Source organism: Rhodococcus sp. NPDC077669 (assembly GCF_040686915.1).
GTDB classification, from domain to species: Bacteria; Actinomycetota; Actinomycetes; order Mycobacteriales; family Mycobacteriaceae; genus Rhodococcoides; species Rhodococcoides fascians.
Genome location: NZ_JBFBMD010000038.1, coordinates 1 through 15,022 on the forward strand (window position 1 = coordinate 1; position 15,022 = coordinate 15,022).

Annotated in this window: 18 protein-coding genes; 7 read left to right on the forward strand and 11 right to left on the reverse strand. The window is 61.0% G+C overall.

Annotated elements, in window-relative coordinates:
* Positions 1-141: 141 nt before the first annotated feature.
* Positions 142-474: a hypothetical protein gene (locus AB0P23_RS24040; RefSeq protein WP_363799624.1), complete on the reverse strand. Its 333-nt coding sequence runs from the start codon at positions 472-474 to the stop codon at positions 142-144.
* 909 nt (positions 475-1,383) lie between these two features.
* Between AB0P23_RS24040 and AB0P23_RS24045 the strand changes: the two genes are divergently transcribed.
* On the forward strand, positions 1,384-2,550 hold the full coding sequence (locus tag AB0P23_RS24045) for a site-specific DNA-methyltransferase (RefSeq protein WP_363799626.1): 1,167 nt from the start codon (positions 1,384-1,386) through the stop codon (positions 2,548-2,550).
* Here the strand turns inward: AB0P23_RS24045 and AB0P23_RS24050 are convergent.
* The 6 genes from AB0P23_RS24050 to AB0P23_RS24075 form a co-directional block, all read right to left on the reverse strand.
* Positions 2,537-3,898, reverse strand: coding sequence for a hypothetical protein (locus tag AB0P23_RS24050; RefSeq protein WP_363799628.1), 1,362 nt, complete (start codon positions 3,896-3,898; stop codon positions 2,537-2,539). The genes AB0P23_RS24045 and AB0P23_RS24050 overlap by 14 nt on opposite strands.
* Positions 3,895-4,869, reverse strand: a complete 975-nt coding sequence (locus tag AB0P23_RS24055) for an AAA family ATPase (protein WP_363799630.1) — start codon at positions 4,867-4,869, stop codon at positions 3,895-3,897. Before AB0P23_RS24055 ends, AB0P23_RS24050 begins: the two co-directional genes overlap by 4 nt.
* Complete coding sequence (locus AB0P23_RS24060; protein WP_363799632.1) at positions 4,862-5,557, reverse strand: hypothetical protein; 696 nt, start codon at positions 5,555-5,557, stop codon at positions 4,862-4,864. Before AB0P23_RS24060 ends, AB0P23_RS24055 begins: the two co-directional genes overlap by 8 nt.
* Before the next feature lie 195 nt (positions 5,558-5,752).
* Complete coding sequence (locus AB0P23_RS24065; RefSeq protein ID WP_363799633.1) at positions 5,753-6,649, reverse strand: hypothetical protein; 897 nt, start codon at positions 6,647-6,649, stop codon at positions 5,753-5,755.
* Between the two features lie 84 nt (positions 6,650-6,733).
* Positions 6,734-7,075 carry a hypothetical protein gene (locus AB0P23_RS24070; RefSeq protein ID WP_363799634.1) on the reverse strand — a complete coding sequence of 114 codons (342 nt, stop codon included), beginning with the start codon at positions 7,073-7,075 and terminating at the stop codon, positions 6,734-6,736.
* Positions 7,076-7,339: 264 nt separating this feature from the next.
* Positions 7,340-7,534 carry a helix-turn-helix domain-containing protein gene (locus tag AB0P23_RS24075; protein ID WP_363799636.1) on the reverse strand — a complete coding sequence of 65 codons (195 nt, stop codon included), beginning with the start codon at positions 7,532-7,534 and terminating at the stop codon, positions 7,340-7,342.
* 230 nt (positions 7,535-7,764) lie between these two features.
* Between AB0P23_RS24075 and AB0P23_RS24080 the strand changes: the two genes are divergently transcribed.
* Both AB0P23_RS24080 and AB0P23_RS24085 read left to right on the forward strand, forming a co-directional pair.
* Positions 7,765-8,313 carry a recombinase family protein gene (locus AB0P23_RS24080; protein ID WP_032375677.1) on the forward strand — a complete coding sequence of 183 codons (549 nt, stop codon included), beginning with the start codon at positions 7,765-7,767 and terminating at the stop codon, positions 8,311-8,313.
* Between the two features lie 154 nt (positions 8,314-8,467).
* Positions 8,468-8,758, forward strand: a complete 291-nt coding sequence (locus AB0P23_RS24085; protein ID WP_068051213.1) for a hypothetical protein — start codon at positions 8,468-8,470, stop codon at positions 8,756-8,758.
* Between the two features lie 201 nt (positions 8,759-8,959).
* On the opposite strand, the gene AB0P23_RS24090 is transcribed toward AB0P23_RS24085, so the two are convergent.
* The 4 genes from AB0P23_RS24090 to AB0P23_RS24105 all read right to left on the reverse strand — a co-directional run bounded on the left by AB0P23_RS24090 (position 8,960) and on the right by AB0P23_RS24105 (position 11,817).
* Positions 8,960-9,307 carry a hypothetical protein gene (locus AB0P23_RS24090; protein WP_094642614.1) on the reverse strand — a complete coding sequence of 116 codons (348 nt, stop codon included), beginning with the start codon at positions 9,305-9,307 and terminating at the stop codon, positions 8,960-8,962.
* A 310-nt stretch (positions 9,308-9,617) separates the two neighbouring features.
* Positions 9,618-9,890, reverse strand: a complete 273-nt coding sequence (locus AB0P23_RS24095) for a DUF4235 domain-containing protein (RefSeq protein ID WP_032375676.1) — start codon at positions 9,888-9,890, stop codon at positions 9,618-9,620.
* A complete protein-coding gene (locus AB0P23_RS24100; RefSeq protein WP_363799638.1) occupies positions 9,887-10,144 on the reverse strand; it encodes a DUF3618 domain-containing protein in 258 nt (85 codons plus the stop codon). The genes AB0P23_RS24095 and AB0P23_RS24100 overlap by 4 nt, the downstream gene beginning before the upstream one ends.
* Before the next feature lie 50 nt (positions 10,145-10,194).
* Complete coding sequence (locus AB0P23_RS24105) at positions 10,195-11,817, reverse strand: YhjD/YihY/BrkB family envelope integrity protein (RefSeq protein WP_052063204.1); 1,623 nt, start codon at positions 11,815-11,817, stop codon at positions 10,195-10,197.
* 365 nt (positions 11,818-12,182) lie between these two features.
* Here AB0P23_RS24105 and AB0P23_RS24110 point away from each other — a divergent pair, with 365 nt between their 5' ends.
* The 4 genes from AB0P23_RS24110 (at position 12,183) to AB0P23_RS24125 (ending at position 14,317) form a co-directional block, all read left to right on the forward strand.
* Entirely contained in the window at positions 12,183-12,479 is a 297-nt protein-coding gene (locus AB0P23_RS24110; RefSeq protein WP_052063203.1) for a hypothetical protein, read from the forward strand.
* Complete coding sequence (locus tag AB0P23_RS24115) at positions 12,476-12,664, forward strand: hypothetical protein (RefSeq protein WP_032375675.1); 189 nt, start codon at positions 12,476-12,478, stop codon at positions 12,662-12,664. The genes AB0P23_RS24110 and AB0P23_RS24115 overlap by 4 nt, the downstream gene beginning before the upstream one ends.
* 251 nt (positions 12,665-12,915) lie before the next feature.
* Entirely contained in the window at positions 12,916-13,182 is a 267-nt protein-coding gene (locus AB0P23_RS24120; protein ID WP_363799641.1) for a hypothetical protein, read from the forward strand.
* A gap of 220 nt (positions 13,183-13,402) precedes the next feature.
* Positions 13,403-14,317, forward strand: coding sequence for a hypothetical protein (locus tag AB0P23_RS24125; protein ID WP_363799643.1), 915 nt, complete (start codon positions 13,403-13,405; stop codon positions 14,315-14,317).
* Positions 14,318-15,022 lie beyond the last annotated feature (705 nt).

The following is a 15,022-nucleotide window of genomic DNA, read 5'->3' on the forward strand; positions in this document are numbered from 1 at the left end:
ACACCGGTCACTTGTGCGGTAGGTCAATCGTGGTGCCTAGCGACCCTGTGTCCAGTGTTCACTGCTTGTGCGGGCATCAGGGGCGTTCCTTCCAGATGATGGGTTGGTAGCCCCGGTGCCGTCAGGCACCGGGGCCGGTGGTCACAGGCGGGAGGTTCCGCGGACGATGTCGCCTTCGATGTAGGTGAATCCGTCTCCGCATCCGTCGCGGAGCGCGAAGTGGTAGTCCGCTTGGACCCAGACGGTAGCGAAGTGTCCGGCGTCGGTGAGGGTGCCGAGCAGGTCGCGGTCGGCTCCGTTGGGGAAGAACGCGACTCCGGACGATGGTGGGTAGTAGCGGTTCAGGGTGTCAATCAGGGATTCGACGCTTCTGCACGTCGCGGCCGCGTCGAGGGCTTTGTCGTAGGTGGTCCAGTAGTCGTCGACGTCGATGTTGCTCACGGTCTTGGCCTCTGTCTCGATGTGCTCGGTCATAACTGTTGCTGCCCTTCGGAACTCGTGCCGGGTCGGCCTTGCGTCCTCCCCTGCGTTCTTTCGCCGTCATCTGGCGTGGGGAGAGTAGGCGGCGCACGGGAACGGTGTCCTGCCCCTGAGCCGTGAAAGTTTTCAGCCGAAGGCGCTATGAAAAGTTTTCGGCGCCGGTAGGCCGGAGCGCAGCGGAGTCAGGGGTGGGTAAGGCGGGCCCGGGTGACGCAGACTCGCCGGCAGCCAGATGCCCGAAAGAACGATGTCCTGCACTATGCGGAGCGCAGCGGAGTTCGATTCGGTGGACGCCCGCAGGGTGGCCGGCACCGCCGCCAGGCGGGATACCGAACGGTCGTTGACGCCTGAGGTGGCCACCTCCACGCCGTGGAGCTCGCAAGACAATTGTGCGGGAGCGACGGATACCGACCATGCGCGATGCCGCGGTAGTGCTTGTTTGTTCAGGCTTCGGTACTGGTGGCAATTCGCAGTCGTGTGTCAACTTCAGTGAACGACTATGTTCGCGATCCTCGTAGGATCTGGTGCACCCGACCTCTTGTGACTCCTAGAACCTCTTGCAACTCATCGGTTTTGGCACCTGCGTCCTTGAGGGCTTGCACCTTTTCGGCGCGTTGGGTCAACAGCGCTGCGTGCTCCGTCTCGTTGACACGTAGACGTTCTGCGATGCTTTCTAACTCGTGCAGGAGGTCGGCACGCAGCTGAGCGCGTTCGACTGCAGTCCTGGCATCCGTCATAGCGAGAATAGTCCTATTCAATATGTACAGCGGCCTAGACGTACCGTATAGCGGTGTATTATGATCGGTACGCCGTCTTTCAGAGGTTACGGTGTTTGCGTGTCGACGTGATTCCTCCCCCCGAGAGAACCACACTGGGTCAGTAGACCCGCAGAAGGAGAAGCAAGTGTCCCTCGCCCCACAGGCCGATGGAGCCAAGTCCCGCCGGTCGAAGAAGACGAATTTGTCGGCGGTGGGCGTCACTGATCTGACTGACTGGGAGACACAGCTCGAACCTGCGTCGATGCGAGTGGTCACAGGCGATGCGCGCGCGACTGGGCTGCCGGACAACTCGGTCGATCTGATCGTCACCTCGCCGCCGTACTGGCAGAAGCGTGACTACGGCCATGAGGATCAGATTGGGCAGGAGCCGACCCCGCAGGCCTTCGTGGAGTCCATGATGGAGTGCCTGGACGAATGGAAGCGAGTGCTTCGGCCGACCGGGTCGGTGTTTCTCAACGTCGGCGACACGTACTACAACCGGTCTCTCATGGGCATTCCAGGCCTGCTGGAGTTCGATGCCGTTCAACGCGGGTGGCTGATCCGTAACCGGATCATTTGGACGAAGGACGGTGGGATGCCCGAGCCGGCCAAGAACCGTCTGGCCAACAGGCACGAGTACATAATTCACCTGGCATTGAAGCCGTCGTACTACTACGACCTCGTTGGATACAGCGAGCTCATGGGCAATGGTGCCAACCCTGGCGACGTGTGGAACATCAACCCCGAACGAAATATGGGCGCGCATTTGGCTCCGTTCCCGCAGGAGTTGGTTCGTCGTGCGGTCATGCTCGGTTGCCCGGAGCAGGTCTGCTCGACGTGTAACAAGCCGCGGACGCGTGTGTTCGAGCGCACTGATCAGCTCGATCCAGCGCGTCCTCAGGCTCGACGGGCCATGGAGCTGGCCAAAGAACACAACCTCACCCCAGAACACATACGAGCTATCCAAGCCACCGGTGTGTCGGACGTCGGTAAGGCCACAAAATTTCAGAACGGTACCGGCCGCAACTCTGCTGATGTCCAGCGGCTTGCGGCGGAGGCCAAAGCCGCGCTAGGTGGCTATTTCCGCGAGTTCACCTTCTCCAAGAAGGTCACCACTGGGTGGACGGACTGCGGTCACGGCACTCCGGCGCGAGGCGTAGTGCTGGATCCGTTCATGGGCACCGGCACCACGTTGAAGACGGCAGTCGGCCTCGGGCGCGACAGCGTCGGCGTCGACTTGGTGCCACTCATGCAGGAGCCTGAGGTGTCCGCGAAAAGCCGGAAGGCCAAGGGTCGGTCTACGAGGAAATGAACTCGGCAATGCAGAGCGCCATTTTTTCCATTTCTGCGTCGAGTTCCTGAGCAGCAAGGTCGACACGGTACTGCGCCACGATGACTGTTCCGATCCGGCCGGCGATGTGAAGCCCTGGTGTGCCACTTCGGAGGGGGTGGATCGTGAGGGCTACCGGCGACCGGTAACGCAGCCCGTAGAGCAAGACCTGCTCCATCTCCGATCGAGGAGTGTAGCTATGGACCTCGGTGTACTTGACGTCGAAGACCACCGGGTGGCTGCCATCTTCGAGTCTGAACACGATGTCGGGGTTGGCTTCTGGGGCTTTGCCTCCCTGCGGCATTGCGTGATCTGGAAGCAGAGCCCGTTCGGCCGGTGATAAGTCTTCGTATAGGGGCAACTTCCCTGGCGCATTGTTTCCGTCGAGGACGAAGAGGCCCGGACGCTCGGCGAGTGATCGTTGAAGACTGAGCCGCACGAATTCCTCGAATAGATCTTCGGTCTTGACCAGCAGGGACTGCATGCTGATGGTTCCGGTCGATGCGTCGAGACTGATTCCTCGTCCGGTGAGAATGGCTATGGCCAGCTCCAACGCTGGACGGTAGTAATTTCGGGTCTCCGGTAGGGGCAGTGTGCCCCGAACCTGTTGGTCGTCCAAGCTGAATGGTTGCGGTTCGAGCGTGACCGTGTGCAGTACTCGTAGCGCCTCCCCCAACTTCGCGATGCGTGCTCGCGAACCTCGATGTCTGTCGTGGCGGAGATAGCGGCGGTGAAGCATTGTCATTGCGCTCTTCAAGCACCGGTTGGGCGGGTTGTCGATAGTGCGCTCGAACCACGAGTATTGCGCGAGATGGTTGATCCCCCGGGAGGCGAGCCTCAGCAGGGTCGCCGTGGTATCTATTCGGCCGTGCGGGTACGACGAGACCTCGGTGCGACGGTGGTAGGTCCTGAGTAGACCGTTCAATGTGATGGTCTCGAAGGCCGCGATCAGGGCGTCCGCCATGACGTCGAGCATCCAGTCATCGAACTGGTCGGTGGAAGTGTATTCACGCAACGCGGACAACACTGTCGGTGTGTAACCGCAGACAGAGACCATGTATGTCAGGTTTCGTAGCGGAAACCGCGGGCGCACTTGAACAGTCAGTCGGTCGGTGAGGGGTATGAGTCCTGTGACGCCCATGGCGCTGAGCCGGAGCTCGTTGTTCTTGAAGTCTGCTCGAACGTACTTGCCGAGAACGCCAGGGGTAAGTGCAAGTCGGCCGTCCGGACCGATGACATCTCCTGGATCTACGTCGATGGGCCCATACTCTTGGGCGGTGAGGACCTTACGTCCCCGCGCACTGGGCTCGATCGACGTGGGAATCGTCATGTCGTCTCGGTAGTCGTCTCGCCGGCGTCGTCAGCAGTGTCGTCCTCGGGACGCACTTCGAAGATCGACTCCCACCCGTTGATGATTTCGTCGCGGGTTTCGTGGTCGTATTGGAAGGCTCGGTTGACGTGGTATTTCAGCTGGTAATCCCAGATTTCCTGCAACGAATCGGCGTCAACAACGTCTGCAAAGTACGCGTGCCCTACGGCTGCGGCCGGGGTGTTCGCGGTTCGGGAGTTGATCCGACCGAACCATGCCAAAAGGCGGCGAGCGATCGCTTGATCGAGGCCGTTGCGGTCGAGGAGTTCCTCGAGCAGTTCCCGGTTGGGCGGCATATCAACTTTTGCGAATCGGCGCTCGAAAGCTGCGTCGACTTCATCGACACCGCGGTCCAGTGGGTTCATCGTTGCGATCATGAGGAGATTCATCGGTATGGAAACCGTTTTGCCGGAGGGCAATTGAAAGTTTTGCCCTCGCTTCGAGCGCTCGATGTAGGTGAGAGCTTCCCCGAACACACGCCCCACGTCGGCGCGGCTCAGTTCGTCGATAACGATCACGTAGTCTTTGCCCGGATCGTTGTGAGCATCGGATACGAGCCGAAGAAAGACGCCGTCTCGCGGTACGAACCCGGAGCCGTCGTCTTTTGGCCGGTAGCCTTCCATGAAGTCTTCGAACTGGTACGAGGCGTGGAACTGAATGTCGGCCCGTCGGCTGTCCTCACCGGCGGTGAGATGGTTCGCAACCTGACCGGCCAGCCAAGATTTTCCTGTACCCGGTGGGCCGGAGAGAATCACCCCGCCGAAGCGTCGCGCCAAGCTGACTATCGTCGCCAAACGCGGATCGTCAGACTGCAAAATCGGCGCGTCGGGGGCGCTGGACCCGTGGGAGGTATCGGCCCGAGCGGCGTACCCGATGCCGAGGTCGTCGGCCGTCAGTTCCCTGACGTCTTTGACGAGCGTTACTTCAGACATCGCGATCTCCCCCATCACCTGGAACGGTTGCTGTTGCCTCGTGAGGCTGGAACCAGTCGAAGGTGGCCTCCGGGTCGCTAGCGTCGAATAGGACGTCGAAGTCAGCACTGTCTGCGAAGAGAAATTCCGTCTTGAACCCGTCGATCAGCTCGTTGCAGCCGCCTGTGCCGTCGAAGACGAACCCGTAGTTGCGCAGGTAGTAGGCAGCCAGCGCCCATGCGGGCACTTTCGACCCTTTGAGGAGAATCGCGAGGGCCTGTTGGGCATGGTCGTCGGGCAGGGCGAACCCGTCGCCGGCGTCATTGAGCATGAATCGGGAGGTCGTGCGGATCGATTTCGGGGCGAAGCTTCCGGCGAGGTTCTCGTTGTACCAAAATCTGCTCGGATCCTTTACCTTGCGGGAGGACCACGGCCGATAGTTTGGCTTCTTCGCCGGGCCGCCAGGCATCTTCAACAGTTGGCCGACTTCTGCCCATTGGGGCACGATCACGTCGAAACTGTCCGCTGCGACTGCTTGCTGCCGCACCTGCAGGTAGGCCGGAAATTGTTCGTGAATGCGCAAGCCTTGAAGGGTGTCGATTCCCGCCTTCACTGCCGCGATCGTCAGCGTCTGCAAGGCCGGCCCTACCACCAGCGGGGACGAGGGTACGCGTTGCTCGTCTGCTGGGTCGTCTCCGGTGACTGTCACAGAGGCCAAGGTAACGGACGCAGCGCCGCATGTTGTCACCAAGGTCGGGCCTATGAATTCCGAATACCGCTCACAAGCAACGCAGCGAGAGCGGCGCGTGTGCGTTCACGGAGAAGTATGTACTTACATCGGAGTGTGTGCTGAGAATGTCGGAACAGCTATCCGGATGGCTGTGGTCGTATATCTGTTGGACGCTTAGGCGCGTCTGAGTTCGCGGTGGGCCTGAAACGCGCTTGATGTCTCGCCGCTGTAGGCCGGGCACCTGGTTCCGATCAGATCTGCTGCAGCATCGAGTAGCTCGTGGTTTGCGGTAGGCCGTCCTGAAACGATTGTGCCCGTTTCGTCGACCGCGACGTACCCGTGTTCGAATAGCGCATCGCATCCGAGTAGGCAGGTCAGCATGGCAATGGCGCGGTAGTCCCATCGTTCTTGGTTGGTGCAGTGCGCTCTGGGTTTGATGTGGCCGGCTACGAGCAATGGCGCGGGCAGGAGCCTGCCACACAATCCGCAGCTTGCTTCGGTTCGGCTGGCGAGCAGGTAGTTACGTAGTCCGCGCTGTTCGATTCGCGACCATGCGCGGGCGGCGGCGTCTGTGTTGCGATCTTCGCTATCCATTTCGGCCGGGTTGGTAAGCATGTTGGTAGTGCCGGACGGGTCTGTGAGGTCGACCGCTGCCAGCAGCCGATTGCCATCGAGCGGGGTGAGGCTGGAGAGGTATTTCTGTTGTGGACTGCCGTTCTTGTCGAGGGGTCCCGGCGAGCCGTGCGGTAGTAGTTCCGCAATTCGATCTCGGTGGATCTCCAACCCCTGGATGACGGGTTTTACGGTCACGAGCCAGCCGTCGTCGGGGTCAGCGTCAATTCCCTTGGGGTAGCCGTCTGGACGTGGGTAAGCCACGAACGAGCCGTCGGCCACACTGACTGCACGGAGAAATGGGCCTTGATAGTGGAAAACGACGTCGCCAGAGTGAATCTTCTTGATCAACGCGCGGTCGGTAGGTAGCGAACCGTCGGCCCACGTGCAGGTCCACAACGAGCCCTGCTGGATGGCAATTGGATGATTCTTGCCTTGACTGGCCCACCAGAACGCCACGTGACTCTCTTTCCCTGACATAGAGACCTCGAACCTTGGACCCACCATGGTTCATACCGTTCGAGGCCATGAAAAAGCATGCTGTCAGCACCGCCGGATCGATTCGGTGTAGATCTTTTCTGATAATTCCGGTGCGTACGAAACGTCCAGATATTCCATGACTTGTGCCTTGTTTCTACCGGCCTTGTTGCTCATACACACAGCGGAATATTCGATTTCAACCAAGTACGCCGTTCGTTCAGGCGTCGTTTCGTACTCGATCGGCTTTTGGGGCGGAGCGGTCGGGGCGACATTCGCATTTTCTTCTTTCAACGGTGAACACCGAGGACTGTCAGCCGCTTGACTGCGAGCCTGCTGCTCACTCAGTCCCACAGACGATTGCAAATGATCGGAAGCCTCGTTCACACACTGCTCGTATTTGCTCACCGGTGGGTCCTCTGTTTCGAAGGCTCCGCAGGCCGTCAATGCAACTACAGCTACCGCAATACCTATGCCGAAGGACGTACGGCGGCGCGATCCTCGCCGACCGACCATGGACGTAGACCCCGGCAAGCGAGCGGCGGCGGCTTTAGTTCGATGAAGAGGCACACCGCGTTATCTCCCGTTCCGCCCTGCCTGTTACCGATACTTCAACCCACCATGCGTTCGTCACCGACCCGGCGTGTGCGCCCCACGCCGCCAAAAGGTCACTTATCGCGACGCACCCTTCGCCGACTTCTCGAAATGACGGTAGAGCGTGCGTTTGCTGACGCCCAGAACATCAGCGATATCGCCAATTACACTGCCTTGGTTACGCATTCGGGTGGCTTCACGCTTTTTTGCTGTCGTGAGTGCAGGTGTGTCAGTTTCAGAAGACGAGTGCACGAGTTCAGAAGTGCGCTGCACTTGACACCTCTCAAGTAATCTAGCGAAAACGCTAGATTGCTCCTTTGGTGCTTTGACTGCCCGATCGTCCGAACCTAGGCGCTCACTTATGACTACGCGTCTTTAACCTTCGTTTTAGACACGCCCTGGATTTGACACGGCAAGGACGATGGGCGTGTGTGTCAGAACTCATGTTCAAAACCGACACGCCGAAATGTGTCCCTACGACGAGTTGTGACACACTCGACCCTGTGGGAGAACTTCTGGGCTACGCGAGGGTGTCGACGACCGATCAGAGCGCCGACGCGCAGAGCGAAGCTTTGAGCGCTGCCGGGTGTTCGAGAGTGTGGACGGAAACTGCGTCGGGTGCGACGACGTCTCGGCCGCAGCTGTCGGATCTGTTCTCGCATCTGCGGCGCGGCGACACGTTGGTCGTGTGGCGACTCGACCGTCTCGGGCGATCACTCCCCCATCTCCTCGAAACGGTCGAGCAGCTCGACGTCGATGGCGTCGGATTCCGCTCGCTGACCGAAGCGATCGACACGACCACCTCCGGCGGAAAGCTGATCTACTCCATCTTCGGAGCGTTGGCGGAATTCGAACGCAACCTCATCCGCGAACGCACCAACCTCGGACTGGCGGTGGCACGCGCCCAAGGGCGACTCGGTGGCCGACCACCGGCGATGTCCGGGACGCAAATCAAACAAGCGAAGCGAATGCGCACCGGCGGAATGTCACTCACCGACATCCGAGAAGTGCTCGGAGTGTCGCGATCGACGCTGTACCGGCACTTGAAATAGCCCACCGCCAATCGCCGTTTCTCGCACATGGCCCGCCGGGCCGATGCGAGTCAACTTCCGAAGCTGCCACCGTGGGGGTCTCGGGCACATCGACGACTTTGAAAATCGATGGACGCATGATCAGCCACGAGAATTCGTCTGCTTCAATTCCGTCATGACCGAACCGGTAGAGATCACAACGACACCACCCACCATTGGTGACACACTCCAAGTGCGACGCCTAGAGGGCGGCACCGCTACCGGGACCGTAGTCGAGGACTTCGCCGACTACTTGCTGACCGTCCCCGCCGCCGGCCGAGACTGGGCCATGCCCCATCGATGGGCCATCGCGTCGGAAGACGGAACGCTGATCTTCGCCGACGACGCCGACATCATCGAGCACCACAAATCCGAACCGTCGACGACAGCACCGACAACACCGAACGACATCAGCGACAAGACCTGACCGGTGGACATCTACTCAATTCTGGTTGCCTCGGTCATCGGGTCCGCGGCCGTACTAAGCATTGCCATACCAGTCCTGCTGGCCATGACGATCATCGACATCACGCGGGCGCTGCGAAACCGCACCAAAGGTTCCCCAGGCCAACACCCGGCGTCAGCACGAAGTGCAGCCAACTTCTGACACTGACAAACGTCATCGACACTACTGATCCTCGCGTTGATCGCCCTCGCTGGTGGGAAGTCGATTCACGTCGCGATCACCGTAGGAATCACCCCATTTCCACACGCCACTGAGTGCATCGCGAACTTCGCTACCGCCCCGACGACGGCGTAGGCGCGTGGTACGCATGGCGTACTCACGGAGTCGATCACGGACATCGTCGTCCAGGTCTGGGCCACTGGGCAGATTCAAGGCCCACCACAACCGGCGCCGATACTCCGCACCCGAAATCCCGAACGCCACGAAGATGTCTTCGTCATCGGCACCTCCATAGGGTTCCCAGCGCACCGCGAACCCCACAAAAGTCTCTGCCGACCGCTCTTCCGTCATACCGATGATTCTGGTCGACGTATCGACCCGTCCGCACATCGGCCGCCCACCCCCACCACAGCCTTGAACACCCCGACCTGTGGTGCCGATTGTGCAGTTCACTTCTGCACTCAGAATGTCAGAAGACGACTGCAATCACGGGTAAAATCCCAGCAAATCGTGCAGCCTACTTCTGAAACTGACACCATCCCTGAGTGCATCGCCGTTCCGACAACTCGTAGTCGTTTTCTATCGACGTTTCGGCATCGTCGAACGGGAAGCCGCACCAGACCGCCGATCGAGTGCGGACGCCTGTGTAAGGCTCTCGTGATCAGCTGGGGTCTTCGTGGGCGAGAGCGCGGTAGCCTTTCGCTCCGGCACGGTCGACGGCGGCTTTGACGACCCCGAACACCGCGCCATGAATGGCGGCCGCGATCAGCACCTCTTGGACGGTGCGGCTCAGGTCTTTCGGGTCGGGAGTCGAGGTGTCGTTGTCGCCGATACGTTTCCACACCTGCTTGAACACCACCCCGGCAAGTACCCCGCCGAGCACGCTGGTAGCCAGCGACAGCGGTTTGTACACCGCTTTCGACACCGCACTCATCGCAGCAACCGCCGCGCACGGCGACGACGCGAGAACACAACCATCACTACCGCCGCGACCAGGGTCCCGACAGCGGCCGCGGCGACCTGCGGATTGTCCTGAGCCAACGTCTTGGCCTTCTCCGCCTGAACGGTTGCTTCACTGCGCACCCGCGCAGGCACATCGACTTTGTCGGCGAGCGCCGCCACCGTCTCGGCGAGTTCGGCGCGCTGCTGTTCGATATCCGGCACCGGCGCTACTGGCGGGTCTGTCACGTGCGCCTCCTCGCCTGTCTCGTTACCGCGTGCAACGTGCTTGTTCTCGGTCATCGGATTCCCTTTTTGATGGCGGTGATGTCGTCGTTGACACTGGCGACGGTCTCTGCCGGTACCGGAGGTACCGCATTCTTCGCGCGTGAGGTCCCCACCGCAGCCAAAACCCCTCCCACCACCAGGACTGCGGCGGCGACGATCAGCGCTGCCAGCCACGCCGACAGCACTGTCGCCAACCCCAGCACTGCAGTTGCTATCAGAGTGGCGAGACCGAAGAACAGCAGCAGTGCGCCCGCACCGGTGATACCGATACCGATGCCGAGCCGGGTGCCTTTGCTTTTCACTTCCTCGAGGCCTGAGCGGATCTCGCTGCGCACCAGCGTCGACACCTGATCGGTCAAACGTTCGACGAGCTGCACTGTCGACAGATCCGCAGCCGAAGTGCGGGCTTCCTCCGACGGTGGCCCGGAATGAGCGTTCATTGTTTCTCCCTGCATATGTTGATTCGAAGTGATGTCTCCGCCAGTGCTGGAGCCGGAAACAGGTACAGGCAACGGCTTTTCGTCGCCGTGTGTCGTGCGATTGTGTCTGTCATCGCGCTGCCCAGCACCGCTGGAATGTGCCGTGGCATGTTGGTGCCGAAGCCGAAGCCGTCGTCCGTCGTCGACGGCGGCGGCATCTTTCTCCTCGTTCTTCTCCGACACCCGAGTATCGCGGGGTGGGAGCTGCAAACGTTCCTCGGCGACCATCCCTGCCTGCAGTTGTCGGCCACGTTCGAGTTCGGAATCGAGTTCGGCACCGAACAGCAACGCAAGGTTGGTGATCCACAACCACAGCAGGAACACGATCGCCCCGGCCAACGATCCGTAGGTCTTGTTGTAGCTGCCGAAATTGGCGACGTAGAACCCGAACAGGATCGTCGCGGCGACCCACACCACGATCGCCACCACTGCTCCGCTGCTGATCCACCGAAACTTCGGCTGCTGAATATTCGGAGTCGCGTAATACAACAACGCGACCGCGAGAACGACGATGACCAGCACGACCGGCCACCGTGCGATGTTCCACACCGTCAACGCGGTATCGCCGAGACCGACCGCATCCCCCACCGCGGCTGCTACCGGTCCGCTGACCGCGAGCATCACCGCCGCGAGAGCAATCAGCACCAGCGCCGCCACCGTCACCAGCAACAGCACCGGCCGCAATTTCCAGACCGGACGCCCTTCCTCGACCTCGTACATTCGGTTCATCGCCCGCCCGAACGCCCCCACATACCCCGACGCCGACCACAACGCACCCGCAACACCAGTAACCAGAGCGAACCCTGCGGCCGGAGCGGACACCAACTGCGTGATCGGCTCCCGCAGCGTCTCCACCGCCGAGGAGGGTCCCAGATCGGACACGATCTGCAACACACCATCGACGGTGGCTTGTCCTTGCCCGAACACACCGAGCAGCGACACGATCGCCAACACAGCGGGAAACAGCGACAACACTGCGTAGTACGTCAACGCTGCCGCGAGATCGGTGCACTGATCACGCGAGAACTCACGCGCAGTCTTGCGAAGCACGAACAGCCACGACGTTTTCGTCAGCTCCGTCGGCGAGTCGGCCTTGCGCGGATCATCCGGGTCGGCATCCACCGGTGCGGACGGGACATCATCGTTCTCACTCACCTGACGCTAGTACCCGCAGCACACCGACGAAAACATTGCCCGAGAGTCAGCAGCAGATGAATCGTCGGCACAGATAACGCAGTAACAGTCTGGTCTTGCGCCGCAAAATGGACCGAGCTTGGTACGCAGAGCACCGCTACCACCGGCGCGGTCTGTCTCTCGATGAGTGAACAACCCGTCAACCGAACAGGGTTTCATCGGAAATAGAACGGGGACGGTTTTCGCCCGGTGGCGGTGACAGATCACCATCACTCTTCCGTTGTTGTACACGGCCCCATACCCACGACGTTATCGGCGTTGTCCGCAGGCGAGGCGTCGAGACCACCGCGAATCAGCGGCTGACCGGCCTGCTTCAATGCTGAACTATGACCGATCCCAAACAAACCACCACCGGAGCCCTCTCGGTTGGTGACATCATCGAAGTGCACCGCCCCGACGGGACCACCTCTGCAGGGACACTCGTCGAGGACTTCGGGGACTACCTCCTGCCCGCAGACACCCTCGGTCGCACCTGGACACCCCCACACCGCTGGGCGATCGCCCTGGACTCCAGGACCCTCGTCTTCGCCGACGACCAGGACGTCACCGCACTACCTGCTCCCCCACCCACCAACACCGCAGCCAACAGTCCCGCAGCTGACAGCACCGCCGGCACGCCGTGACGAAACACCCTCGATCTGTCCCCCGCCGCACCTATCTGTTCTGGAGCGGCGTAGCGCTCGTGCTGATCACCTGCGCGGCGTGGGCACTCGACCCCGAACGCGGGTTCCTCAGCGCCGCGATTCTCGGTGCCACCGGGACCGCCGTATTCCTGGCACTCGTAGCCGTCATCAGCAGAACAGGATGAGCGAACAACCCGCCCGGGCATGGAGGTGGGCGAGTCTGCGCGCACGCGCCCACCGCGATCGGTTCGACCTCGACACGCGAAATGAGGTTCACCCCGGATGCCGACGCAGCAGGTATCAGTTTTATCAAGACCGGCTGAGCGGCCGAAGGACGATTCAACGCGTCGGTGCGTCACCCTGTGTTGTCCCGGTGTATCGATCCGGTGTGGCTGCCCCCCCCGCAGGGCACCGGCGAGCGCCTTACAGTTCGACCATGGACTCGCGGAATACAGGTGACGAACAGCAGCGCGCAAGCGAGCCTGACAACATCAGCGGTGCTACAGGAGAGGCTCCTTTCGGCGGCGACGACCGCGGTGACGGTGTGGTCATTCCGGCGGACTTCGGAGCCGGGAGTTCCGGGCGCGGCGGTGACCGCTTCCCCAGTGTGGAACCGGATCTGTCGTCATCTGTCGACGACGTGGTGTTCGAGGATTCGGTGATCGAACTGACTAGATCGACTGTGGACGGTGACATAGTTTGAACGACCTACGGCGAGCCGGACATAGCCCTTGTCGTTGCCCTCAGCCACGTTCGGGTGACATACTCGAATGGTCAGGAGCGACGCCGTGGTGGTGCTACGGGGTTTCCGGCGAATCCTCCACTATTTCGGCTGTCCCTGCTTGGCAACCAGTCTGGCAGTGCCACGTGCACTCCTGGTCGCCCGGCTCGGCCCGGCTCTCAAACGAGAAGGCGGCACCATCATGACCAGCTACAGCGTAATGAAGGCATCACACGACCGGGCAGCGGTAATCGCGACGTGGCCGGGCTTCGACTCAGAAGAACATTCCATCAAGATCACCACCGTCGCCAGCGCCTCGTACGCTCACAGCCTTGCTTTTTACCTCACTCAACTATCGGAATCCGCATGGGACGCAGCTATGTGGCTCGACACCTACCCAGAGATAGCCACGGCCATATCGAAATTGATCGTGCAGCTCCGAACATCCAATAGAATTGGGCCACAAACAGTTTCGACCGACGGCCTGCGCCATGGAGAAACGTGGACGTCCTCGGCACTGGCAGAGCAGCTCGTCGACGACTACTTCATCTCCCTACTCGACGACCTGACCACCACACAACGACTCTCTGTTGCCGATGAACTCGAAACCGACGCTGACGAACGACGCGACCTACTCGACCACACTCGCGACGAATACGAAACCGACAGCAGAGTCAATCAAGCCGGCCTGGTCACCCGCGTTCAAGAATTCGGCTCCATAGGACCTCTACCCGAAGGCGCATCCGGTTACCTACGCACCTGCTACAGCGAAGGACTCGATTTCGGAGACCGATTGAGGGCCGCGAAACAAATCCGACGGATGGAACAACTCGTCGCTGCATGCAACCATCACGGCGGACGCGCACGGGCACATACCGATCCCTGCGAGGCACACTGCGTTGTCGCTGTGCACCCCGGGAAAATCAGCGACGGCGACACACCGTGCTACATCACTCCCGTTCGCTGCGGACCGCACGCACATTCCCCGGGCAGACCCAACCCGTACGGCAAGCTGCGCATACGTCGCGGCCACGAGTGGATCGCCGAGGTCGACCCAGATGACACTGCAGGTTTTGTCACCGCCCTTGGTGACTGGGCTGGAACCTTCGCGTCGTAGTGCCTGAGGCCCAAAATCGGCTCTGCGGCCAACTGCCCGAGGGCGGTAAGGGAAGGAGACCTCGTCGACGCCCGCAATCACCTCGCACACGGCGATGAACCCCGCATTTGCAAACGGCCAGAGAACGAATGGTTCGCACTCTACGAATCCACCCTCACGTTGTTGGCATTGGTGGCGATGACGAAGCCGGCGTATTCGAGGCGGTGCAACTTCGTGCACTTCGACGCGGTGCTCTACGACGAGCAGGTGTCGATCGCAGAGAACGCGCGTTGAACCGTCCGTTGGGCAAGGCCCGGCCAGGCTGCCGATCGTGCTGGGGCGGGCTCTAGGGGTGCTGTGTAGCTGTCTGGTGCGCGAGTGCCACGGTGCTTACGGCATAGCTTCCAGGGCGGCTGGGGTCGTTGTGCGGCCTTGCCCCTGCTGCGCCAGTCTGCCTGTTCGTGGTCAGTTCGGAAGTTCGCAGTCGATGGTTGCACTGCACACCAACCCGGCCAGGCGCGAGGGTGCCTGCAGGCGGCACAGGTGGGCTCACCTCCTTAGGGTGATTGGGTGAAAGCAATGCGTGGAGATCGCCCCTGGAGCCGCAGCGCAGGCCTGGTGTGCGGTGCACTCGCCGTCATTTTCGGCACCTTTTTCCTCCACCGGACGGGGTGGACCGTAGATCGGGTCTTCCAGGAGTTCTGGGTAGCCACAGCTCTCATAGGC